General features: G+C 62.2%; 20 protein-coding genes and 2 tRNA genes. 7 read left to right on the top strand and 15 right to left on the bottom strand.

What is annotated here, in order from left to right; genetic code table 11:
- Positions 1-108: 108 nt before the first annotated feature.
- The 6 genes from acs to AC25ND_RS21665 all read left to right on the top strand — a co-directional run bounded on the left by acs (position 109) and on the right by AC25ND_RS21665 (position 7873).
- Entirely contained in the window at positions 109-2043 is a 1935-nt protein-coding gene (gene acs, locus AC25ND_RS21690; RefSeq protein ID WP_062360920.1) for an acetate--CoA ligase, read from the top strand.
- Between the two features lie 76 nt (positions 2044-2119).
- On the top strand, positions 2120-2422 hold the full coding sequence (locus AC25ND_RS21685) for an ArsR/SmtB family transcription factor (RefSeq protein WP_028691241.1): 303 nt from the start codon (positions 2120-2122) through the stop codon (positions 2420-2422).
- Between the two features lie 169 nt (positions 2423-2591).
- Positions 2592-3575: a zinc-dependent alcohol dehydrogenase family protein gene (locus AC25ND_RS21680; RefSeq protein ID WP_186596642.1), complete on the top strand. Its 984-nt coding sequence runs from the start codon at positions 2592-2594 to the stop codon at positions 3573-3575.
- Positions 3576-3602: 27 nt separating this feature from the next.
- Positions 3603-3956 carry an antibiotic biosynthesis monooxygenase family protein gene (locus tag AC25ND_RS21675; RefSeq protein ID WP_028691243.1) on the top strand — a complete coding sequence of 118 codons (354 nt, stop codon included), beginning with the start codon at positions 3603-3605 and terminating at the stop codon, positions 3954-3956.
- Positions 3957-3987: 31 nt separating this feature from the next.
- A complete protein-coding gene (locus AC25ND_RS21670; RefSeq protein ID WP_486976583.1) occupies positions 3988-4857 on the top strand; it encodes an oxygenase MpaB family protein in 870 nt (289 codons plus the stop codon).
- A gap of 79 nt (positions 4858-4936) precedes the next feature.
- Positions 4937-7873, top strand: a complete 2937-nt coding sequence (locus tag AC25ND_RS21665; protein WP_486976582.1) for a DUF748 domain-containing protein — start codon at positions 4937-4939, stop codon at positions 7871-7873.
- A gap of 69 nt (positions 7874-7942) precedes the next feature.
- Here the strand turns inward: AC25ND_RS21665 and AC25ND_RS21660 are convergent, their stop codons facing one another.
- Complete coding sequence (locus AC25ND_RS21660; RefSeq protein ID WP_028691246.1) at positions 7943-8356, bottom strand: VOC family protein; 414 nt, start codon at positions 8354-8356, stop codon at positions 7943-7945.
- A gap of 61 nt (positions 8357-8417) precedes the next feature.
- Here AC25ND_RS21660 and AC25ND_RS21655 point away from each other — a divergent pair, with 61 nt between their 5' ends.
- Positions 8418-8720, top strand: a complete 303-nt coding sequence (locus AC25ND_RS21655) for a heme-binding protein (RefSeq protein WP_028691247.1) — start codon at positions 8418-8420, stop codon at positions 8718-8720.
- A gap of 94 nt (positions 8721-8814) precedes the next feature.
- On the opposite strand, the gene AC25ND_RS21650 is transcribed toward AC25ND_RS21655, so the two are convergent.
- The 14 genes from AC25ND_RS21650 to folP all read right to left on the bottom strand — a co-directional run bounded on the left by AC25ND_RS21650 (position 8815) and on the right by folP (position 22042).
- Complete coding sequence (locus AC25ND_RS21650) at positions 8815-9165, bottom strand: BON domain-containing protein (protein WP_028691248.1); 351 nt, start codon at positions 9163-9165, stop codon at positions 8815-8817.
- Between the two features lie 260 nt (positions 9166-9425).
- Positions 9426-11531 (bottom strand): polyribonucleotide nucleotidyltransferase, encoded by a 2106-nt coding sequence (pnp, locus tag AC25ND_RS21645; protein ID WP_028691249.1) that lies wholly within the window; start codon positions 11529-11531, stop codon positions 9426-9428.
- Positions 11532-11779: 248 nt separating this feature from the next.
- Positions 11780-12049, bottom strand: a complete 270-nt coding sequence (gene rpsO, locus AC25ND_RS21640) for a 30S ribosomal protein S15 (protein WP_486976581.1) — start codon at positions 12047-12049, stop codon at positions 11780-11782.
- Positions 12050-12198: 149 nt separating this feature from the next.
- Positions 12199-13116, bottom strand: coding sequence for a tRNA pseudouridine(55) synthase TruB (truB, locus tag AC25ND_RS21635; protein ID WP_062360905.1), 918 nt, complete (start codon positions 13114-13116; stop codon positions 12199-12201).
- A gap of 3 nt (positions 13117-13119) precedes the next feature.
- Complete coding sequence (gene rbfA, locus AC25ND_RS21630) at positions 13120-13518, bottom strand: 30S ribosome-binding factor RbfA (protein ID WP_028691251.1); 399 nt, start codon at positions 13516-13518, stop codon at positions 13120-13122.
- Between the two features lie 116 nt (positions 13519-13634).
- Complete coding sequence (gene infB / locus AC25ND_RS21625; RefSeq protein ID WP_186596636.1) at positions 13635-16175, bottom strand: translation initiation factor IF-2; 2541 nt, start codon at positions 16173-16175, stop codon at positions 13635-13637.
- A gap of 27 nt (positions 16176-16202) precedes the next feature.
- Positions 16203-17684 (bottom strand): transcription termination factor NusA, encoded by a 1482-nt coding sequence (gene nusA / locus AC25ND_RS21620; protein WP_028691253.1) that lies wholly within the window; start codon positions 17682-17684, stop codon positions 16203-16205.
- 59 nt (positions 17685-17743) lie between these two features.
- Positions 17744-18202 (bottom strand): ribosome maturation factor RimP, encoded by a 459-nt coding sequence (rimP, locus tag AC25ND_RS21615; protein ID WP_036986186.1) that lies wholly within the window; start codon positions 18200-18202, stop codon positions 17744-17746.
- Positions 18203-18332: 130 nt separating this feature from the next.
- Positions 18333-18409: transfer RNA gene (locus AC25ND_RS21610), tRNA-Met, on the bottom strand.
- 98 nt (positions 18410-18507) lie between these two features.
- A tRNA-Leu gene (locus AC25ND_RS21605) sits at positions 18508-18593 on the bottom strand.
- Between the two features lie 21 nt (positions 18594-18614).
- Entirely contained in the window at positions 18615-19007 is a 393-nt protein-coding gene (gene secG, locus AC25ND_RS21600; protein WP_028691255.1) for a preprotein translocase subunit SecG, read from the bottom strand.
- 4 nt (positions 19008-19011) lie between these two features.
- Positions 19012-19767: a triose-phosphate isomerase gene (gene tpiA, locus AC25ND_RS21595; RefSeq protein WP_236179478.1), complete on the bottom strand. Its 756-nt coding sequence runs from the start codon at positions 19765-19767 to the stop codon at positions 19012-19014.
- Positions 19768-19833: 66 nt separating this feature from the next.
- Positions 19834-21174, bottom strand: coding sequence for a phosphoglucosamine mutase (gene glmM / locus AC25ND_RS21590; RefSeq protein ID WP_028691257.1), 1341 nt, complete (start codon positions 21172-21174; stop codon positions 19834-19836).
- A gap of 16 nt (positions 21175-21190) precedes the next feature.
- Positions 21191-22042: a dihydropteroate synthase gene (folP, locus tag AC25ND_RS21585; protein ID WP_182321802.1), complete on the bottom strand. Its 852-nt coding sequence runs from the start codon at positions 22040-22042 to the stop codon at positions 21191-21193.
- Positions 22043-22044: the final 2 nt, after the last annotated feature.

The following is a 22044-nucleotide window of genomic DNA, read 5'->3' as shown; positions in this document are numbered from 1 at the left end:
CGACTTGCCCCGCGATGCTTTGCACCCGGGAACACCCCCACCTTCTACACTGTCCATCGAATAAGCCGTTGCAGTCCCTCGCCCCTAACAAGAGCAGGACCACCCGCCATGTTCGATCTCCGCGACTATCCCCAGGCCCTGGCCGTGAGCCAGTCCGCCGCCCTCAGCGACGACGACTACCGCCGCCTCTACCGCCAGTCGGTAGATGCCCCCGACACCTTCTGGGCCGAACAGGCCAGGCGCCTGGACTGGATCAAGCCCTGGTCGAGTGTGCAGCAATGCGACCTGAACACTGGCAGCGCCCGCTGGTTCGACGGCGCCCAGCTGAATGTCAGCCTTAACTGCATCGATCGCCACCTGGCCCAGCGCGGCGAGCAGACCGCCCTGCTCTGGGAGGGCGACGATCCCGCGGACAGCAAGGCCATCAGCTACCGCGAACTGCACCGCCAGGTCTGCCGCCTGGCCAACGCCCTGAAAGCCCGTGGCGTGAAAAAAGGCGACCGGGTTTGCATCTACATGCCGATGATCCCCGAAGCCGCCTACGCCATGCTCGCCTGCACGCGCATCGGCGCCATCCATTCGGTGGTGTTCGGCGGCTTCTCCCCCGACGCACTGCGCGACCGTATCCTCGACGCCGACTGCCGTACAGTGATCACCGCCGACGAAGGCGTGCGTGGCGGCAAGCGCATCCCCCTCAAGCAGAACGTCGACAAGGCCCTTACCAGTTGCCCGGCGGTGAGCAGCGTATTCGTGATCAAGCGCACCGGCGCTGACGTGGCCTGGAGCGAAAGCCGCGACCTCTGGTACCACGAGGTGACGGAAAAAGCCGGTGACGACTGCCCGGCCGAACCGATGAACGCCGAGGACCCGCTGTTCATCCTCTACACCTCGGGCAGTACCGGCAAACCCAAGGGTGTGCTGCACACCACCGCTGGCTACCTGCTGCAGGCGACCATGACCTTCAAGATCGTGTTCGACTACCGTGACGGCGAGGTGTTCTGGTGCACCGCCGACGTCGGCTGGGTCACCGGCCACAGCTATATCGTCTACGGCCCGCTGGCCAATGGCGCGATCTCGCTGATGTTCGAGGGCGTGCCCAACTACCCCGACACCTCGCGCTTCTGGCAGGTGGTCGACAAGCACCGGGTGAACATCTTCTACACCGCGCCCACCGCCCTGCGCGCGCTGATGCGCGAAGGTCCCGAGCCCTTGCAAAGTACCTCGCGCCAGAGCCTGCGCCTGCTCGGCAGTGTCGGTGAGCCGATCAACCCGGAAGCCTGGGAATGGTACTTCGAGGCCGTCGGACAGAAACGCTGCCCCATCGTCGACACCTGGTGGCAGACCGAGACCGGCGGCATCATGCTCACCCCCCTCCCCGGCACGCCAAGGCTCAAGCCGGGCTGCGCCACCCAGCCGATGTTCGGCGTGCAACCGGTACTGCTGGACGACAAAGGCAAGCTGATCGAAGGCCCCGGCGCCGGGCTGCTGGCGATCAAGGCCAGCTGGCCCGGGCAGATCCGTAGCGTCTACGGCGACCACCAGCGCATGGTCGACACCTACTTCAAGCCGATGCCCGGCTACTACTTCACCGGTGACGGAGCCCGCCGCGACGCCGATGGCGACTACTGGATCACCGGGCGCATCGACGACGTGATCAATGTCTCCGGCCACCGTATCGGCACCGCCGAGGTGGAGAGTGCCCTGGTGCTGCACGACAGCGTCGCCGAGGCCGCCGTGGTCGGTTACCCCCATGACCTCAAGGGCCAGGGGGTATACGCCTTCGTCACCCCCATGAACGGCGTCGTGCCGGACGACACGCTCAAGGCCGAACTGCTGGCCCTGGTCAGCAAGGAGATCGGCAGCTTCGCCAAGCCTGAACTGATCCAGTGGGCGCCCGCGCTGCCCAAAACCCGTTCGGGCAAGATCATGCGGCGCATCCTGCGCAAGATCGCCTGCAACGAACTGGACAACCTGGGCGACACGTCCACCCTCGCCGACCCGAGTGTGGTCCAGGGGCTGATCGACAAACGCCTGAATCAGTAAGCAGCTTCACAGGGCGGTCTCTGCCGGCCGCCCTGGGGCGATTTGACATATCGGTAAATCCCGATATTATCGCGTCATGGAACTGCTCGACGTATTCAAGGCACTCTCGAACCGCACACGCCTCGAGATCCTCAAAGGCCTGAAAGACCCGGTGAAACACTTTCCTCCGCAGGACGAAGGTGACGTTCACACCGTGGGTGTCTGTGTGAGCAGTATCCAGGAAGGCGTGGGGTTGTCGCAGTCAACGGTGTCCGACTACCTGGCCACCCTGCAGCGTGCAGGCCTGGTCGAGGTCCGCCGCATTGGCCAGTGGACCTACTACAAGCGCAACGAAACGGCCATCAGCGCGCTCGCGGAGCTGATCGGGAGCGAACTGTAGGGTTTGCTTTTATCTCAATATATCGGTATTTCCCGATATCCCGTTTTAACGAAACCAAGGAGCAATCACCGAGGTGCCTGCCAGGCGCCCAGAACCAGAAAGGCAGTTTGATCCCACTTATTATATCGATATTTCCCGATATCCCTTTTTATCGAAGCGAGGAAACACCATGAAAGCGTTAATACTGGATGCCTTCGGCGGCCCGGATGCGTTCGTCTATCGTGACACCGCCAAACCGGTGCCAAAGGCCGGGCAGGTGCTGGTCCGGGTGCATGCCACCTCCGTCAACCCGCTGGACTACCAGGTCCGCCGCGGCGACTATCCCGACCTGGTGCCGCTGCCGGCCATCACCGGGCACGACGTCTCCGGCGTCGTCGAAGCCGTCGGACCTGGGGTGACGGCGTTCAGCCCCGGTGACGAAGTGTGGTACACCCCGCAGATCTTCGAAGGCGCCGGCAGCTATGCCGAATACCACGTCGCCGCCGAAGGCATCGTCGGCCTGAAGCCGCCGTCGCTGAGCCATCTCGAGGCGGCAAGCCTGAGCCTGGTCGGCGGCACGGCCTGGGAGGCGCTGGTGGTCCGCGCGGCGCTCAGGGTGGGCGAGAGCATCCTGGTGCATGGCGGTGCCGGCGGAGTCGGTCATGTGGCGATCCAGCTGGCCAAGGCCATGGGCGCCAGGGTCTTTACCACGGCGCGCGAAGCGAACGCCGAATTCGTTCGGCGCATGGGCGCCGATGTGGTCATCGACCACGAGCGCCAGGACTATGTCGATGTCATCCTCAAGGAAACCGCTGGCCATGGCGTCGACGTGGTGTTCGACACCATCGGCGGCGATGCCCTGTCTCGCAGCCCGGACGCCTTGGCCCAGTTGGGCCGCGTGGTGTCGATCGTGGACATTGCGCAGCCGCAGAACCTCCTGCAGGCCTGGGGCAAGAACGCGAGCTATCACTTTGTCTTTACCCGCCAGCAGCGCGGCAAGCTTGATGAGCTGAGCGCGCTGGTCGAACGCGGCCAACTGCGGCCACATGTGGGCGCCGTCTACCCCCTGGCCGACGTTGCGCTCGCCCACGCCCGGCTGCAAAGCCCCAACAATGGCCTGCAAGGAAAGATCGCCATTGCGGTCGTGCCTGCGAACACCCCAACCAGCGTTTGACGCCCCCATCACCCAACGAGAACCGCCATGATCTACGAAATCGCCATACTTCCCATCCAGCCGGCACATATCGACAGCTTCAGGCACGCCTTCGCCGAAGTGGCCCCTCTGCTCAGCCGGGCCAATGGGCACATCAGCCACCTGCTCGCGCAAGGGATCGAAGCACCCTATCAATTCAACCTGATCGTGCAGTGGCAATCCCTCGAGGATCACACGCCTGGCTTCGAGGCCAGTGAAGATCACCAGGTCTTCATGGCCCACCTGTCGCCGTATTTTTCCGAGGAGCCCACGGTTTATCATGTCCAGGGTGGCACGTTCGAGACGCGCTCCACCTCAGGCCCGGCTGATGACCGGCTGAACGATAAACGCCTCAATTCATAGACGGCCGCCATGGCGGCCAGCACAGGTCGCCATGGAAGTCCTACGCCGTCGCATCGAAACCCAGGTAATGAGCCTCACCGGGCTGGCCCTCGGCCAGCTCGACCTGGAATCGCCCAAAGGCGATCCCGGCCTGTTCGGCCCACAGAGCATCAGCTGGCGGGTACATGGCGACTTCCCCAGCATGCTGGTGGGCGGGATCAGCGCGTTGATGCTGCAACTGCTGCACCCGCTGGCATTGGCCGGGGTGTGGGATCATTCGAATTTCCGTCAGGACCTGTTAGGACGCCTGCGCCGCACCAGTCAGTTCATCTCCGGCACCACCTTCGGCTCCACCCGCGACGCCGAGTGGCTGATCGACAAGGTCCGCACCATCCACCTCAAGGTTACCGGCACCGCGCCCGACGGCCGCCCCTATGCGGCCAGCGACCCAGACCTGCTGACCTGGGTGCATGTGGCCGAAGTCAGCAGCTTCCTCGCCGCCCACTTGCGCTATCGCAACCCCCGCCTGCCGCGTGCCGAACAGGACGCCTACTACGACGAGATCGCACTGATCGCCGAACGCCTCGGTGCACGTGACGTGCCACGCTCCTGCGCCGAGGTCGACGAGTACCTGCAACGCATGCGCCAGCAACTGCAGTGCGACGCACGCAGCCTGGAGGTGGTGGACATCCTGCTCAAGGCCCCGGCGCCCAGCCGGATGGCGGAACCGGTGGGCAAGCTGATGCTCAAGGCCGGCATCGACCTGCTGCCAGAGTGGGCTTGCGCCATGCTCGGCCTGCACCTGGGCGCGGTCGAACGGCGCATGATCCGCCTGGGCCTGAACAACACCGCCCCGGTACTGCGCTGGGCCATGCGCGACGGTTCGGCGCACCGAGCACGGCGGCGCATGGGCCTCGAATGAGGTATTTTGCTCCGTTCATCGGAACCGATTTAACGTGCCATACTCCAAGCACTCCAGCCTGATACAGACGATGCGACACATGCCCAAAGGATTGACCCGCGCTATCGGCGCACTGCTGGCCCTCGTGGCCCTGTACGGCCTGCTCGGCTTTTTCATTCTTCCAGGTGTCGCCCTGCGCATTGCCAACCAGCAGTTGGCGCAATACGCCACGGTGCCGGCACACCTGCAGCGCATCGAGCTCAACCCGTTCAGCCTTGAGCTGACGCTCTGGGGTCTGCAGATCGGCGAACCCGGCAAGGAGCAGGTCGGCTTCGAACGCCTGTACGCCAACCTCGCCCTCGACAGCCTGTGGACCAAGGCCCTGCGCCTCGACGCCGTGGAACTGGACAAGCCGCGCACCGAGCTGCTGTTCGCCAAGGACGGCAGCCTCAACCTGACCCAGCTGTTCAAGATTCCGCCGAGCGAGCCCAAGCCGGACGAGCCGCCCAGCGATCCGTTCCCGCTGCGCATCGCCAGCATCAAGCTCAGCGAGGGCTACCTGCACTTCCAGGACCTGCGCCCGAGCGAGCCGATCGAGTTCCTCTACGACTCGATGAACCTGGAACTGAAGAACCTCAGCACCCTGCCCGACGACAACGCCGACATGACCCTGGTGGCCAACGGCCCGTCAGGTGGGCGCATCGACTGGAGCGGCACCCTGAGCCTGACGCCGATCACCTCCGAAGGCACCCTCAAGGTCACCGACGGCAAGATGAAGCTGTTCTGGCCTTATGTGCGTGACGCCGTGCCGCTGGTGCTGGAAGACGGCATGGTCAGCCTCGACACCCACTACAAGCTCAACCTCGCCAAGGAAACCGAGTTCCTGCTCGACAACACCTCGGTGCGGGTCGCGCCCTTTGCCATAAAGGCCCCGGACGGTCGCCCGCTGGCACGCCTGGCCAGCCTGGAAGTCAGCGAGACCTCCATCGACCTGGCCAAACAGCTGGTCACCGTCGGCAAGATCCGTAGCGAGAAGCTGGAGACCTGGGCGGCCCTGGAGAAGGACGGCCAGCTCGACTGGCAGAAGCTGTTCGCCAGCCAGCCCGCCAAGGCCACGCCGAAGGAAAAGGCCGAGCCCGCCGCCGCCGAGCCGACCCCTGAAGAGCAGGCCGCCAAGGAGCCGGGCAAGCCCTGGCAGGTCCTGCTCAAGGATGTGCAGGCGCGCAACTACATGGTCCACCTGGCCGACCGTAGCCAGAAGGAGCCCGTGGCCCTGGATGTCGGCCCGCTCAACCTCGACCTGCAGAACTTCGACAGCCTCAACCAGTCACCCTTCACCCTCAAGCTCGACACCGGCGTGGGCAAGCAGGGCAAGCTGCAGGCCGCCGGCCAGGTCAACCTGGCACCGGTCACGGCGAAACTCGACGTGGCCACCCGCGACATCGACCTGCGGGTCGCCCAGGCCTACATCAGCCCGTTCATCCGCCTGGAGCTGCGCAGCGGCATGCTCTCCAGCGACCTCAAGGTCGACCTCAAGAGCACCGAACCACTGGCCTTCAGCATCACCGGCAAGGCCCAGGCCAACCAGCTGCACACCCTGGACACCATCAAGAACCGCGACTTCGTCAAATGGCAGCAGGTCAACGTCGATGGCCTGTCCTACGTGCACGGTGATGCCCTGTCGATCGACAAGGTCACTCTGCTGCAACCCTATGCGCGCTTCATCATCAACGAAGACCGTACCACCAACGTCGACGACCTGCTGATCCCGCAACCCGCGGACAAACCGGCTGCGGCGCCGAGCAAGTCGGCGGCGTCCGGCGGTGGCAAGGAACTGGGCATTCGTATCGGCCAGATCAGCATCAATGACGGTTCGGCCAACTTCGCCGACCTGACCCTTACACCCAACTTCGCCACCGCCGTGCAGCAGCTCAATGGCCAGATCGGCACCATCGACAACCGCAAGCCGCTGCCGGCCAAAGTGGACATCAAGGGCAAGGTGGACCGCTACGCGCCGGTCACCATCAAGGGCGCGCTCAACCCGTTCAACCCGCTGGCCAGCCTGGACATCGCCACCAGCTTCAAGCGTGTCGAGCTGACCACCCTCACCCCCTATTCAGGCAAGTTCGCGGGCATGCGCATCCGCAAGGGCCGGCTGAACCTGGACCTGCACTACCTGATCACCAACGGTCAGCTCAAGGCCGAGAACAAGGTAGTGATCGAGCAATTGCAACTGGGCGAGAAAGTCGACAGCCCGGACGCCGTGGACCTGCCGATCCGCCTGGCGGTGGCGCTGCTCAAGGACACCGAAGGCAGGATCTCCATCGAGCTGCCCGTGTCGGGCGACCTCAACAACCCGCAATTCAGCGTGATGCCGATCGTCTGGCAGACCCTGCGCAACCTGGTGCTGCGCGCGGCACAGGCGCCGTTCAAGCTGCTCGGCGGGCTGGTCTCCGGCGGCGGCGCGCAAGACCTGGGCAACGTCTCTTTCGCGGCGGGCTCCAGCGACCTGACCCCTGATGTGCAGGCCTCCCTCGACAAGCTCGCCTCAGCCCTCAAGGCACGCCCCGAACTGCGCCTGGAGATCGAAGGCACCGCCGCCCAGAGCAGCGACGGCCCGCTGATCGCCCAGCAGCGCCTGGAGCGCGAGTACCAGGCCACCTGGTACAAGATCCTCCAGCGCCGCGGCGACAAGGTACCGGCCAACGCCTCACTGCTGGTGGTGGACGACAGCGACAAGCCGGCAATGCTCGAAGGCATCTACCGTACCCGCTTGAAACAGCAGCCCCCGGCTGAATGGCAGGACCTGAGCCGTGACGAGCGTAGCGCCAAGCTGCGCGAGGCGGTGATCAAGTCCTGGGCGGAAAGTACCGTGCTGCTGCGCAACCTGGGCCAGGAGCGGGCCAGCAGCATCAAGGACTACCTCGTGGATAAGGGCCAGCTGGAAGATGACCGGGTGTACTTCATCGACACCAACCTCGGCCAGGCCGAGAGCGATGGCCGCGTGGTGACGCCGATGCACCTGGATGCCGAGTAAAGCATCTCGACCCAATCGCCCTCATCGACGGCTTGCCGGCGATGAGGGTAGCGCTGGCGATCAATACCATCAGGCCAGCCGTTGCCCCGACACCGCCGGGTGATACAGCGGCTGCACCTTGTTCCCCGCCGGGTCCAGCAAATGGAAGCTGCGCGCCCCATCGCCGTGATTGAACGGGCGATCCAGCAGCGTCACGCCATGGGCCTTGAAGTACTGGTACCAGTCTTCCAGCTCCTCCACGCTGTCGACGATGAAGCCATAGTGGTCCAGTGTCTGCAGCCCATTGGCCGCCCCTGCTCCGCGCCCCAGTGACAAGTTGTCGTTGCCACAGGTCAGGTAGACCAGGTCTTCATTGGCGCGGTTCAGCACCTCCATGCCTAGAACATCCACGTAGAAGCGCTCGCATTCCTCCAGATTGGGGACCAGCAAGGCGATATGACGCAGGCCATTCAGGCGGCCTGGTCGCACAGGTAGTTGGGACATGATCGCGGCTCCTATTTTTGTATACAATTCAGAAAAGAATTTAAAACAAAAGGAGATTCCTGTGTACTGTCTGTTTATCAAGACCCGCGTGAAACCCGGAACTGCCGAGGCCTTCCTCACTGCAATCAAGGCCAACGCCGCCGCTTCGGTGGCTACCGAACCGGGCTGCCTGGTGTTCGATGTGGCCCAGGATCGGGAAAATCCAGATGTGATCTACCTGTACGAGATCTACCAGGACGACGCTGCGTATGAGACCCATACCCAGACCGCGCATTTCCGGGACAGCAGGCCGCTGGTGGAACCGTTGATCGTGGAGCAGGTGTGCTTCGAGAGCGATGTGATCGCACGCAATCCGGTGAACTGAAGCGCGCCTGCATGAGCGCAAGCAAAAGCCCCGGCTAATGCCGGGGCTCTTGCTTGAAGGGGTGGCCAAATCCTTTTGGCCGACGGGACATTCCTTATTCGGACTTCAGGCCATCAGCAGACACGGCCTGCACGCCCTTGATCTTTTTGGCGATGGCAACCGCCATCTCCTTCTGCGCATCGGTAATGGCCACGTCCGAGGACAGGGACACTACGCCTTTGTTGGTTTCGACCTTGATGTCGCTGCCTGGCACGCCTTTCTCGGTCATCAAGTCGGCCTTCACCTTGGTGGTGATCCAGGTGTCGGAAGTAGCTTCCTTGGCTTTGGTCACCTCACCGGCCGCCAGCGTCATCGGGGCCTGGGTGGACTGGGCAGCGAACGCCGCGTTAGCCATGGTCAGGGTCAGAGCGGTGGCAGTAGCGGCAGCAATGGCGAACTTCTTCATGTGGGTCACTCCTGTTTTTTCGAAAGGTCTGCGCCGTGGTTCCTGGCGTCAGGTAGAAGTGATGTTGCAGGGCGTGTGCCAGCTTTTTGATTTTATTTTTTATCTTTTAAATCAATAAGTTAACAATTAACCAATAGATAGCTGGTCGTGCATTTTGCAAGCCCGGGCAAAATCCTGCATGCAAGATGCAAGTCCACAAGACAAAGCCGCAGGCATAAAAAAAGGACCCCGAAGGGTCCTTCCTTTCAGCCTGGGAAGGCTTAGACGCCCGATGCCTTGGCAGCGGCAACGTCCTTGATCGACAGCTTGATACGGCCGCGGTTGTCCACGTCCAGTACCAGCACTTCGACTTCCTGGCCTTCCTTCAGCACGTCGGTGACTTTCTCGACGCGAGCATCGCTCAGCATGGAGATGTGCACCAGGCCGTCCTTGCCCGGCAGAATGTTGACGAAGGCGCCGAAGTCGACAATGCGCTCGACCTTGCCGACGTAGATCTTGCCGATCTCGGCCTCGGCGGTGATGCCCAGGATGCGCTGCTTGGCAGCGTCCGCGGCTTCCTTGGTCTCGCCAAAGATCTTGATCGAGCCATCGTCTTCGATATCGATCGAAGCCTTGGTCTCTTCGCAGATGGCGCGGATGGTGGCGCCGCCCTTGCCGATGACGTCACGGATCTTGTCGGTATCGATCTTCATCGCGATCATGGTCGGGGCGTTGGCCGACAGCTCGGTACGCGACTCGCCGATGATCTGGTTCATCTGGCCGAGGATGTTCAGGCGCGCTTCCAGGGCCTGGCCCAGGGCGATTTCCATGATCTCTTCGGTGATGCCGTTGATCTTGATGTCCATCTGCAGCGCGGTGACGCCTTTGGCGGTACCCGCTACCTTGAAGTCCATGTCGCCCAGGTGGTCTTCGTCACCCAGGATATCGGTCAGGACGGCGAACTTGTCACCTTCCTTGACCAGGCCCATGGCGATACCGGCAACCGGTGCTTTCATCGGCACGCCGGCGTCCATCAGGGCCAGCGAGGCGCCGCAGACCGAAGCCATGGAGCTGGAACCGTTGGACTCGGTGATTTCCGACACCACGCGGATGGTGTACGGGAACACGTCGGCGGCCGGCAGCATGGCCTGGACCGAACGACGGGCCAGACGGCCGTGGCCGATTTCGCGACGACCGGCACCGCCCATGCGGCCACACTCGCCCACCGAGAACGGCGGGAAGTTGTAGTGCAGCATGAAGGGGTCTTTCTTCTCGCCTTCGAGGGTGTCCAGCAACTGGGCGTCACGGGCAGTACCCAGGGTCGCGACGACCAGGGCCTGGGTTTCGCCGCGGGTGAACAGCGCCGAACCGTGGGTCTTCGGCAGAACGCCGACTTCGATGTTCAGCGGACGCACGGTCTTAGTGTCGCGACCGTCGATACGCGGCTTGCCGTTGACGATGTTTTCGCGAACGGTGCGGTATTCGATTTCGCCGAAGATCTCTTTGACTTCGCCGGCCGACGGTTGGCCTTCTTCGCCGGAGAACTTGGCAATGGCTTGGTCACGCAGCTCGCCCAGGCGCGCGTAGCGGTCGGCCTTGACGGTGATGGTGTAGCCCTGGGAAACGGCTTCGCCGAATTCAGCACGGATGGCGTTGAACAGCTCAGTGTTGGCAACGGCAGGTTTCCAGTCCCAGGTTGGCTTGGCAGCTTCGGCAGCCAGCTCTTTGACCGCCTTGATCACGGCCTGGAATTCGTCGTGGGCGAACAGCACGGCGCCCAGCATCTGGTCTTCGGTCAGCTCCTGGGCTTCGGATTCGACCATCAGCACGGCGGACTCGGTACCGGCAACGACCATGTCCAGGCTCGAGGCAGCCAGTTGCTCGTAGGTCGGGTTCAGCAGGTAGCCGGTGCTTTCGTGGAAGGCGACACGGGCGGCGCCGATCGGGCCTTCGAACGGAATGCCGGAGATGGCCAGGGCAGCCGAGGTACCGATCATCGCGGCGATGTCCGGATCGGTCTTCTTGCTGGTGGAAACCACGGTGCAGACGACCTGGACTTCGTTCATGAAGCCTTCAGGGAACAGCGGGCGGATCGGACGGTCGATCAGGCGCGAGGTCAGGGTTTCCTTCTCGGAAGGACGGCCTTCACGCTTGAAGAAACCACCTGGGATCTTGCCGGCGGCGTAGGTCTTTTCCTGGTAGTGCACGGACAGCGGGAAGAAGCCCTTGCCCGGATCAGCCTGCTTGGCACCGACCACGGTCACCAGTACGGTGACATCATTGTCGACGGTGACCAGCACGGCGCCGGTGGCCTGACGGGCAATGCGGCCCGTTTCGAGGGTTACGGTCGATTGACCGAACTGGAATTTCTTGATTACCGGGTTCACGGTTTCCTACCTTCTTCAGTGGCTCTTGGGGGAACTGGTTCTTGCGAATTCTTGGGCAGAACGGGGAATCGGCCCCATTGACCGTCCAGATACAACACGAGGCTGGGAGCCTGGCGCCGGGCGGATGAACCGCACGACGGACCAGGCTGCCAACCTCGCAGATCGCGTGGCGTGTCCAACGCCAGGGTTGCCGGGCAACCCTGCCGATGCATGCGACACGCCATGCAACACCACTGGCCAGGCCGCTATTAGCGACGCAGACCCAGGCGACCGATCAGGGCGCTGTAACGGGTGGTGTCTTTGCCCTTCAGGTAGTCCAGCAGCTTACGACGCTGGTTGACCATACGGATCAGACCACGACGGGAGTGGTGGTCTTTATCGTTGGCCTTGAAGTGGCCTTGCAGCTTGTTGATGTTGGCGGTCAGCAGAGCAACCTGCACTTCCGGGCTACCGGTATCGCCGGCGGCTTGCTGGTATTCGACAACGATCTGAGCTTTTTCTTCGACGCTGAGGGCCATTTGGCTTCTCCTGATAAACGGATCCCGCGAACGGTCTCCAATAGGCCAGGGACAAGTCCCCGTATTAAAAAGAAGAGGTGTGACCGTGCCTAATAACAGCCACCCTCGTATCCACCGGTTTCAGCCGAAGCCTCTGCCCGTGGTTCCGGTCATTCCGACCGAATCAGCCGACGCGGCGCGATGCGCCCGTCTTCGCTCACTTCACCGATACCGATGAAGCGACCATTGTGATCCTGTACCCGAACCATGCCAAACTGCGGCGCGTCCGGCGCACGTACCGCCTGGCCATGCAGCCAGTAGAACGCGCTGTGCTCGGACAGCAGCACCAGTGGCCAGTCCTGCAGCCCGCTGTCCGAAGGCATGAGGAAGCGATCAAGCGCTTCGTTGCCGCCTTCGGCATGGGCTTGCTCGAGTTCCTCGAGCGTCACCGTTTGTGCCAGCTCGAAGGGGCCCGCCTGCGTACGGCGCAGTTCGGCGACATAGGCACCACAGCCCAGCGCCTCACCGATATCCTCCACCAGGGTGCGAATATAGGTGCCTTTGCTGCATCCAACCGACAGGCGCGCACGGGTGCCTTCGCACTCGAGCAACTCCAAGCGGCCAATAGTAACAGAACGCGCCTCGCGCTCCACTACCTCTCCTGCACGTGCCAGCTTGTAGAGCGGCTGGCCATCGCGCTTGAGGGCCGAGTACATCGGCGGCACCTGAAGGATTTCACCCTTGAAACGCGGAATCACGGCCTCGATGTCGGCGCGACCAACGGTTACTTCGCGGGTCTGCAGGACCTCGCCTTCGGCGTCCGCGGTGGTGGTGGTCTGCCCTAGCTGCATGACCGTCTCGTAGCCCTTGTCGGAATCGAGCAGGTACTGGGAGAACTTGGTCGCCTCACCAAAGCACAGTGGCAGCACGCCGGTTGCCAGCGGATCGAGGCTGCCGGTGTGGCCGGCCTTTTCCGCGTTGAGCAACCAACGAACCTTCTGCAGGGCGGCGTTGGAGGTGAATCCCAACGGCTTGTCGAGCAGGATGATGCCGCTGACATTGCGGCGGATACGTTTGACCTGGGCCACCGTTTACTCCTTGGCGTCCAGCTCGTCGGCATCCTTGTGCAGGCGGTCTTCGGCCACCGCACGCTCGATCAGCGCAGACAGGTGGACACCACGGCTGACGCTTTCATCGAAGTGGAAGTGTAACTGTGGCACGCTGCGCAGTTGCATCGAGCGCCCCAAGTGCAGGCGCAGGAAGCTGGCGGCGCTGTTCAGCGCCTTGAGCGACTGCTTCACTGCGTCGGGCGTTTCTTCGCCCATGACGGTGATGAAAACCTTCGCATGACCCAGGTCACGGCTGACGTCGACAGCGGTGATGGTCACCAGACCGACACGCGGGTCTTTGACTTCACGGCGGATCAGTTCTGCCAGCTCACGCTGCATCTGATCGCCGATACGTTGGGTACGGCTGTATTCTTTTGCCATTCTTGCTACCTGTAACGTAAAGCGGCAAACGCCCGGTCAGGCTTAAGCCTGACCGGGCGCTACCTTCAGAGGCGCCGCCAGCCGCCTTGCGACGGGGCCTGCACCCGGCTCGGCCCTTACAGGGTGCGAGCCACCTGGACTTTCTCGAAGACTTCGATCTTGTCGCCGACCTTGACGTCGTTGTAGCTCTTGACGCCAATACCACACTCCATGCCGTTACGCACTTCGGAGGCGTCGTCCTTGAAGCGACGCAGCGATTCCAGCTCGCCTTCGAAGATCACCACGTCATCGCGCAGTACGCGGATCGGACGGTTGCGGTACACGGTACCCTCGATGACCATACAGCCGGCGATGGCGCCGAACTTCGGCGAACGGAACACGTCACGCACTTCGGCCACACCCAGGATGTTCTCGCGAACATCGCTGCCGAGCATGCCGGTCAGGGCCTTCTTGACGTCTTCGATGATGTCGTAGATCACGTTGTAGTAACGCATATCCAGACCTTCCTGCTCGACGATCTTGCGCGCACCGGCATCGGCACGCACGTTGAAGCCGAACAGCACCGCGTTCGAGGCCAGTGCCAGGTTGGCGTCGCTCTCGGTGATACCACCGACGCCGCCACCAATGACGCGTACCTGAACTTCGTCATTGCCCAGGCTGCCGAGCGAACCCTGCAGCGCTTCGAGGGAACCACGCACATCGGTCTTGAGGACGATGTTGAGGGTCTTCTTCTCTTCCTGACCCATGGTCTCGAAGATGTTTTCCAGCTTGCCGGCGTGAGCACGGGCCAGCTTGACCTCGCGGAACTTGCCTTGACGGAACAGCGCAACTTCACGCGCTTTCTTCTCGTCAGCAACCACCGACATCTCTTCGCCTGCGTCCGGTGTGCCGTCCAGGCCAAGGATCTCGACCGGGATCGACGGGCCGGCTTCCTTCACAGGCTTGCCGTTCTCGTCGAGCATGGCACGTACGCGGCCATAGTTGGAACCGACCAGGACCATGTCGCCCTGACGCAGGGTACCGTCCTGAACCAGGATGGTGGCCACCGGGCCGCGGCCCTTGTCCAGACGCGACTCGACCACGACACCACGACCAGGAGCGGTCGGAGTGGCCTTGAGTTCGAGGATCTCGGCCTGCAGCAGGACAGCTTCGAGCAGTTCGTCGACGCCGGTACCCATCTTCGCCGAAACCTTGACGAACGGCGTGTCACCACCCCAGTCCTCGGAGGTCACGCCTTCGACCGACAGCTCGTTACGGATGCGATCGAGGTCGGCACCCGGCTTGTCGATCTTGTTCACGGCGACAACCAGCGGAACGCCAGCCGCTTTCGCGTGCTGCACGGCTTCGCGGGTCTGCGGCATCACGCCGTCGTCCGCCGCCACCACCAGGATGACGATGTCGGTCGCCTTGGCACCCCGTGCACGCATCTGGGTAAACGCAGCGTGGCCCGGGGTGTCGAGGAAGGTGACCATGCCACGGTCGGTTTCGACGTGGTAGGCACCGATGTGCTGGGTAATACCACCGGCTTCGCCGGCGGCAACCTTGGCACGACGGATATAGTCGAGCAGCGAGGTCTTACCGTGGTCAACGTGACCCATGACGGTCACGACCGGCGCACGCGATGTGGTCTCGCCTTCGAACTTCAGCGATTCGGCCAGGGAATCTTCCAGGGCCGTGTCGCTGACCAGGGTGACCTTGTGGCCCAGCTCTTCGGCGACCAGCTGAGCGGTCTCCTGATCGAGCACCTGGTTGATGGTGACCGGAGTACCCAGCTTGAACATGAACTTGACGACTTCAGCGGCCTTGACCGACATCTGTTGCGCCAGTTCCGAGACGGTGATGGTCTCGCCGATGGTCACGTCACGAATGACTGGACCGGTCGGGTTCTGGAAGCCGTGCTGGTTGCGCTTCTTGCCTTTGCCCTTGCCGCCGCGACCACGACGGAAACCATCGCTCTCTTCGTCGGTGGTGCGTGGCGCTGCACGTGGAGTCGGAGCCTTTTCCTTCTCCTTGACCTTGACCTTGACCGACATGCGCGGCGCTTCGCCACGACCGGCCGCAGCCGGGCCACCACCGCGACGATCGTCATCGCGGGTACGGCTTTCGTTACGACGGGTCTCGTCCTTCTTGCGCTCGGCGGCACGAGCGGCGGCGTCTTCGGACACCGGCGCGTTGGCCATTACCGGGGCTGCAACAGGTGCAGGCTCGGCCTTGGCCACTGGTGCAGCGGCCGGGGCCTCGGCAGCCTGACGGCGGGCCTGCTCCTCGTTGCGCTGGCGCACTTCGGCTTCAACCTTTTCGCGCGCGGCGTTTTCGGCGGCGCGGCGCTCTTCCTGCTCACGCTTCTGCTCAGCCTGGATTTCCTCCGGGCTGCGCTGCACGAATACTTTCTTCTTGCGTACTTCTACGCTGATGCTCTTGCTACCAGCGACACGCAGAGTGCTGGTGGTCTTGCGCTGCAAGGTGATCTTGCGCGGCTCTTCCGCCTTGCTCTTGTGGCTGCTCTTCAAATGAGTCAGCAGGGTCTGCTTCTCATTGTCGGTCACTACCTGACCGGCGTCGGTGTGCGGCAGACCTGCCTCACGCATCTGCTGCAGCAGGCGCTCTACCGGTGCCTCGACCTCTTGGGCCAGTTCTTTCACCGTGACTTGCGTCATGCACTTCTCTCCTCAGGCCGCGCCTAATTACTCGAACCAGTGGGCTCGGGCGGCCATGATCAACTTGCCGGCACGCTCTTCGTCGATGCCGTCGATGTCGAGCAGGTCGTCAATCGACTGCTCGGCCAGGTCTTCGCGGTTAACCACGCCGCGCACCGCCAGTTCCGCCGCCAGGTCCTTGTCCATGCCCTCAAGGGAGAGCAGGTCGTCGGCCGGATGGGCGTCTGCCAGTTTTTCTTCGGTAGCGATGGCTTTGGTCAACAAACGGTCCTTGGCACGAGCGCGCAGCTCATTGACGATATCTTCGTCAAAGCCATCGATGTTGAGCATTTCTTCCAACGGTACGTAGGCAATTTCTTCGAGGCTGGTGAAGCCTTCGTCGACCAGCACCTGTGCCAGCTCTTCGTCGACTTCCAGTTCCTCAATGAAGTTACGCAGGATGTCGCCTGTCTCAGCCTGTTGCTTGGCCTGGATGTCCTTCTCGGTCATCACGTTCAGGGTCCATGCAGTCAGCTGGCTCGCCAGACGGACGTTCTGGCCGCCACGTCCGATGGCCTGAGCCAGGTTGTCCTCGGCCACGGCGATATCCATCGCATGGGCGTCCTCGTCAACGATGATCGCAGCAACCTCTGCTGGCGACATGGCGTTGATGACGAACTGCGCCGGGTTCTCGTCCCACAGGACGATATCCACACGCTCGCCACCCAGCTCGCCGGATACGGCCTGGACACGCGAACCACGCATGCCGATGCAGGCGCCTTGCGGGTCGATGCGCTTGTCCTTGGAGCGGACGGCGATCTTGGCGCGCGATCCCGGATCACGGGAGGCGGCCATGACTTCGATGAGGCCTTCGGCGATTTCCGGCACTTCGATGCGGAACAGCTCGATCAGCATCTGCGGCGCAGTGCGCGACAGGATCAGCTGAGGACCACGGTTCTCGGTGCGGATTTCCTTGAGCAACGCACGCAGGCGCACGCCGACACGGAAGGTCTCACGGGGAATGATGTCTTCGCGGGCCAGCAGCGCCTCGGCGTTGTTGCCCAGGTCGACGATGACGTTGTCGCGGGTGACCTTCTTCACGGTACCGGAGATGATCTCGCCCACGCGCTCGCGGTAAGCGTCGACCACCTGGGCGCGCTCGGCCTCGCGGACCTTCTGCACGATGACCTGCTTGGCGGTCTGGGCGGCGATGCGGCCGAACTCGATCGACTCGATCTTCTCTTCGATCACGTCACCGATCTTGGCGTCCGGGTGCGTGTCCTGGATCTTTTCCAGCCAGGTCTCGATCGCCGGATCGTCCAGGTCGTTCTCGTCGACCACGGTCCAGCGGCGGAAGGTCTCGTAGCTACCGGTGTGGCGGTTGATTTCCACACGCAGGTCGACTTCGTCCTCAAAACGTTTCTTGGTTGCAGTGGCCAGGGCCACTTCCAGCGCCTCGAAAATGACGCCGGGCGGTACACCCTTTTCGTTGGATACCGATTCAACAACCAGCAGTACTTCTTTGCTCATCGTACGCCTCGCCTTGCGCAAGCCATTGGCCCCGGGTGTTTCGCCGGGTCCGGCACGTCTCAGTCAAAACTGGGAATAATATTGGCCTTGTCGATCGAGTCGATCGGCAACAGGAACTCGTGCTGGTCCACCTGGACCACCACATCCTGCTCCTCCACACCGCGGAGAAGGCCCTGGAAGTTACGACGGCCCTCGAAGGGCGTACGCAGCTTGATCTTCACCTGCTCGCCGGCATGCGCAGCAAACTGTTCCAGAGTGAACAGCGGGCGGTCCATGCCTGGAGAGGACACCTCGAGGGTATATTCAGAGCTGATCGGATCTTCCACATCGAGAATGGCGCTGGCCTGACGGCTGACGGCTTCGCAGTCGTCCACCAGGATCCCGTCTTCTTTGTCGATGTAGATACGCAGTACCGAATGCTTGCCTTGGGAGACGTATTCGATCCCCCAGCATTGGTAGCCCAGGCCCTCGACAACCGGGGCCAACAAGGCCTGCAACTGTTCTAGCTTGCTCGACACCTGAACCCCCTCGTGCATGCTGTGCAAATAAAAAATGGGCGAAGCGCCCATCCCTGAAAGCGCCGTTGGACAACGGCGCCGAAAACTGTTCGGCTAGCAAAAAGCCCCTGAAAAGGGGCTCTGCTGAAGCTGGTTGCGGGGGCTGGATTTGAACCAACGACCTTCGGGTTATGAGCCCGACGAGCTACCAAGCTGCTCCACCCCGCGACAAAGCTGGGGCGAAAGTATAAGACTGAACCCTTTGCCGGGTCAATCCGACCTCCACCTGCAAGAAAGCCCGCTAAAGCGGGCTCTCATGCTTCAATTGGTACCGAGAAGGGGACTCGAACCCCTACACCCTATGGGCACAACCACCTCAAGGTTGCGTGTCTACCAATTCCACCACCTCGGCAATACTACTTCTTGAAACCCGTTACTGCTGCTCTTTGGCTGGAGGAGGTACGTCACCAGAGTTGGTGGTTTCGCTCTTCTGCTGCTGGAGCACCGGTACATCATCATTGACTGCCGGCTTTGGCTCTTTGACTTCCAGCACTGCTGGATCTGGCAGACCAGCTTGAGTCAGCTGGTGAGCCTGCTGCTTGGCGAAATATCCTAACCCAAGTGCAGTCAAAAAGAAAGTGGCAGCAAGTATAGCAGTAACTTTACTCAAAAAGGTAGCGGAACCTTGGCTTCCGAACACAGTATTTGAAGCACCTGCGCCGAAAGATGCACCTGCTTCCGCACCTTTACCCTGTTGCAGCAGCACCATTACAACCAGTGCCAACGCTGCCAACAGATGAAAAACAACTACGACTGTTTCCAGCATTTGTTCAGTTTCCTGCGGCGCGACAAATTGCACCGAATTCGTCTGCGTTCAGGGACGCTCCACCAATGAGCCCCCCATCGATATCCGGCATGCCGAACAGTTCAGCCGCATTGGCCGCCTTCACGCTGCCGCCGTAGAGAAGTTGCACGTTTTCTGCAACTTCGGCGTCCTTCGCCGCCAACTGCTTGCGGATGGCTGCATGCACATCCTGGGCTTGCTGTGGCGAGGCCGTCAAACCAGTACCAATGGCCCAAACAGGCTCATAGGCAATAACTGCATTGGCGAAAGCCTTGATACCGAACACGTCGATAACACTGCTTAGTTGACGCCCTACAACTTCAAGCGTCTCACCTGCCTCGCGCTCTGCAAGAGTTTCCCCTATACATAGCACTGGCGTCAAACCACTTTTCTGAGCGGCTGCAAACTTCTGATTCAGCACTTCATCGCTTTCACCAATAATCTGGCGACGCTCGGAATGCCCAATCAATACATATTTGCAACCGACTTCAGCCAACTGACTCGGTGCAACTTCGCCGGTCAGCGCGCCTTGCTCAGATTGTACCGCAGAATTCTGTGCGCCTACGTTGATTCCTTTTCCCTCCAAGCCATCAATCACTTGATTGATGAACAGGGATGGCGGAAACACCGCGACTTCCACTCCGCTCGGCATGGACAACTTGCCCAAGCCCTGGGTCAGCTCTACGACGCTGGCGCGGGTACCGTGCATCTTCCAGTTACCAGCTACCATGGGGCGACGCATGCTTTACCTCGTCGGTCAAAGTGGGCGCAGATCTTACCCAACCCGATCTGCGCTGGCAAGCCTATTTCAGGCACAAACTTCTTCGACCAGCTTGGCCAGGGCCTCGGCATGGCCACGTACCTGGTTTTCATCGTCGCCCTCGACCATCACCCGCACCAGCGGTTCGGTACCGGACTTGCGCAGCAGCACCCGCCCACGACCGGCCATGGCCTCGGTGGCCTTGGCACTGGCTTCCTTGACCAGGGGGTTTTCCAGCGGGTCGTTCTTGCCCGCCGCGAAGCGCACGTTGATCAGCACCTGCGGGCACTTGCGCACGGCCTGTCGGGCCTGGGCAAGGTTTTCGCCACGGCGCTTGAGCGCCATCAGCACCTGCAGCGCGGCGATGATCGCATCACCGGTGGTGGTGTGGCTGCCACACACGACATGACCGGAGTTTTCGCCACCCAGCAGCCACTCGCGCTCGAGCAGTTCGGCCATGACGTAGCGGTCGCCCACCTTGGCCCGCACGAACGGGATGTCCAGTTCCTTGAACGCCAGCTCCAGGCCCAGGTTGCTCATCAGGGTGCCGACCACGCCGCCTTGAAGCTTGCCGCGCTCCTGCATGTCGCGACCGATGATGAACAGCAGTTCGTCACCGTCGACGATGGCGCCGGTGTGATCGACCATCAGCACGCGGTCGCCGTCGCCATCGAAGGCGATGCCGATATCCGCATGGCCAACCAGGACCGCCGCCTGCAGCGACTCGATATGGGTCGAACCGCAGTTCTCGTTGATGTTCAGGCCATCCGGGGCGGCGTGCAGCACGGTGACGTCAGCCCCCAGCTCACGGAACACGCTCGGCGCGACCTTGTAGGTGGCGCCATGGGCGCAGTCCACGACGATCTTCAAGCCTTCGAAGCTGGTGCTGCTGGGCACGCTGCTCTTGCAGAACTCGATGTAGCGCCCCGCCGCGTCGTTGATGCGCGAGACCTTGCCCAGCTTGCCGGACTCGACGACATTCATCGGCTGGTCGAGCAACTCCTCGATCATCAGTTCGACTTCGTCCGGCAACTTGGTGCCGGCACCGGAGAAGAACTTGATACCGTTGTCGTCATGGGGGTTGTGCGAAGCACTGATGACGATGCCGGCTTCGGCGTGAAAAGTGCGAGTCAGGTAGGCGATGGCCGGCGTCGGCATCGGGCCGAGCAGCATCACATCGGCACCGGCGGCGGACAGGCCCGCCTCGAGCGCGGATTCGAACATGTAGCCGGAGATCCGCGTGTCCTTGCCCACCAGTACCCGGCAGTTGCCCTGCTTGCGGAAGGCCATGCCGGCGGCCCAGCCGAGTTTCAGCATGAAATCAGGGGTGATGGGGAATTGGCCGACGCGACCGCGGATACCATCGGTACCAAAGTATTTTCTGCTCATAGTGACTCCAATGTTCTTATTCGGCGCTCTGGACCGCGGCGATCATGCGCACGACATCGACGGTTTCGGCGACGTCATGTACCCGCAGGATGCTCGCGCCCTTGGTCATGGCCAGGGCGGCCAGGGCCAGACTGCCATAGAGCCGCTCACCGACCGGACGGCCCAGCGCGAGACCGATCATGCTCTTGCGCGAAACGCCCACCAGCAGCGGGCGCCCCAGGCGATAGAGCGCTTCCATGTGTTTGAAAAGGCTCAGATTGTGCTCAAGGGTCTTGGCAAAGCCGAACCCTGGATCGAGGATGATGCGCTCAGCCCCGATGCCGGCCGCCGCGCAGGCGGCCATACGCTGCTCAAGATAGCGCGTTACATCAGCTGTCACATCCTCGTACTGCGGATTGTCCTGCATGTTGCCCGGCTCGCCACGCATGTGCATCAGGCACACCGGCAGTCCGGTATCGGCCGCCGCATCGAGCGCGCCGTCACGCTCCAGGGCGCGCACATCGTTGATCAGCCCTGCACCAAGGCGGGCCGTCTCGCGCATGACCGAGGGCGTCGAGGTATCGACCGAGATGATCACGTCGAGCCGACTGCTGATCGCCTCGACAATTGGCGCCACGCGCTCCAGTTCCTCGATAGGCGAGACGGCGCGAGCCCCAGGACGGGTAGACTCCCCGCCCACGTCGATCAGGGTCGCACCGGCCGCAACCATCTCCTCGGCATGGCGCAAGGCCGCATCGCGCTGGCTGAAGCGCCCACCATCGGAGAACGAGTCTGGGGTGACATTGAGGATACCCATGACATGGGCACGGGACAAATCAAGAACCCGGTTGCCGCAAGGCAACCGGGTCGGGTACTGCGTCAAGCTCATAG

The organism is Pseudomonas sp. P110(2024) (assembly GCF_057480795.1).
Note: the sequence above shows the minus strand (reverse complement) of the source record. Positions and strands in the feature narration are given on the sequence as shown.

Bases quoted from the DNA above. Each gene is read 5' to 3' on its own strand.
- AC25ND_RS21660 (WP_028691246.1), bottom strand. From the start codon at position 8,356: ATGTCCCAACTACCTGTGCGACCAGGCCGCCTGAATGGCCTGCGTCAT.
- secG (WP_028691255.1), bottom strand. From the start codon at position 19,007: ATGCTGGAAACAGTCGTAGTTGTTTTTCATCTGTTGGCAGCGTTGGCA.
- infB (WP_186596636.1), bottom strand. From the start codon at position 16,175: ATGACGCAAGTCACGGTGAAAGAACTGGCCCAAGAGGTCGAGGCACCG.
- rbfA (WP_028691251.1), bottom strand. From the start codon at position 13,518: ATGGCAAAAGAATACAGCCGTACCCAACGTATCGGCGATCAGATGCAG.
- AC25ND_RS21670 (WP_486976583.1), top strand. From the start codon at position 3,988: ATGGAAGTCCTACGCCGTCGCATCGAAACCCAGGTAATGAGCCTCACC.
- acs (WP_062360920.1), top strand. From the start codon at position 109: ATGTTCGATCTCCGCGACTATCCCCAGGCCCTGGCCGTGAGCCAGTCC.
- AC25ND_RS21650 (WP_028691248.1), bottom strand. From the start codon at position 9,165: ATGAAGAAGTTCGCCATTGCTGCCGCTACTGCCACCGCTCTGACCCTG.
- AC25ND_RS21680 (WP_186596642.1), top strand. From the start codon at position 2,592: ATGAAAGCGTTAATACTGGATGCCTTCGGCGGCCCGGATGCGTTCGTC.
- AC25ND_RS21675 (WP_028691243.1), top strand. From the start codon at position 3,603: ATGATCTACGAAATCGCCATACTTCCCATCCAGCCGGCACATATCGAC.
- rpsO (WP_486976581.1), bottom strand. From the start codon at position 12,049: ATGGCCCTCAGCGTCGAAGAAAAAGCTCAGATCGTTGTCGAATACCAG.
- glmM (WP_028691257.1), bottom strand. From the start codon at position 21,174: ATGAGCAGAAAATACTTTGGTACCGATGGTATCCGCGGTCGCGTCGGC.
- AC25ND_RS21685 (WP_028691241.1), top strand. From the start codon at position 2,120: ATGGAACTGCTCGACGTATTCAAGGCACTCTCGAACCGCACACGCCTC.
- tpiA (WP_236179478.1), bottom strand. From the start codon at position 19,767: ATGCGTCGCCCCATGGTAGCTGGTAACTGGAAGATGCACGGTACCCGC.
- AC25ND_RS21665 (WP_486976582.1), top strand. From the start codon at position 4,937: ATGCCCAAAGGATTGACCCGCGCTATCGGCGCACTGCTGGCCCTCGTG.
- nusA (WP_028691253.1), bottom strand. From the start codon at position 17,684: ATGAGCAAAGAAGTACTGCTGGTTGTTGAATCGGTATCCAACGAAAAG.
- folP (WP_182321802.1), bottom strand. From the start codon at position 22,042: ATGAGCTTGACGCAGTACCCGACCCGGTTGCCTTGCGGCAACCGGGTT.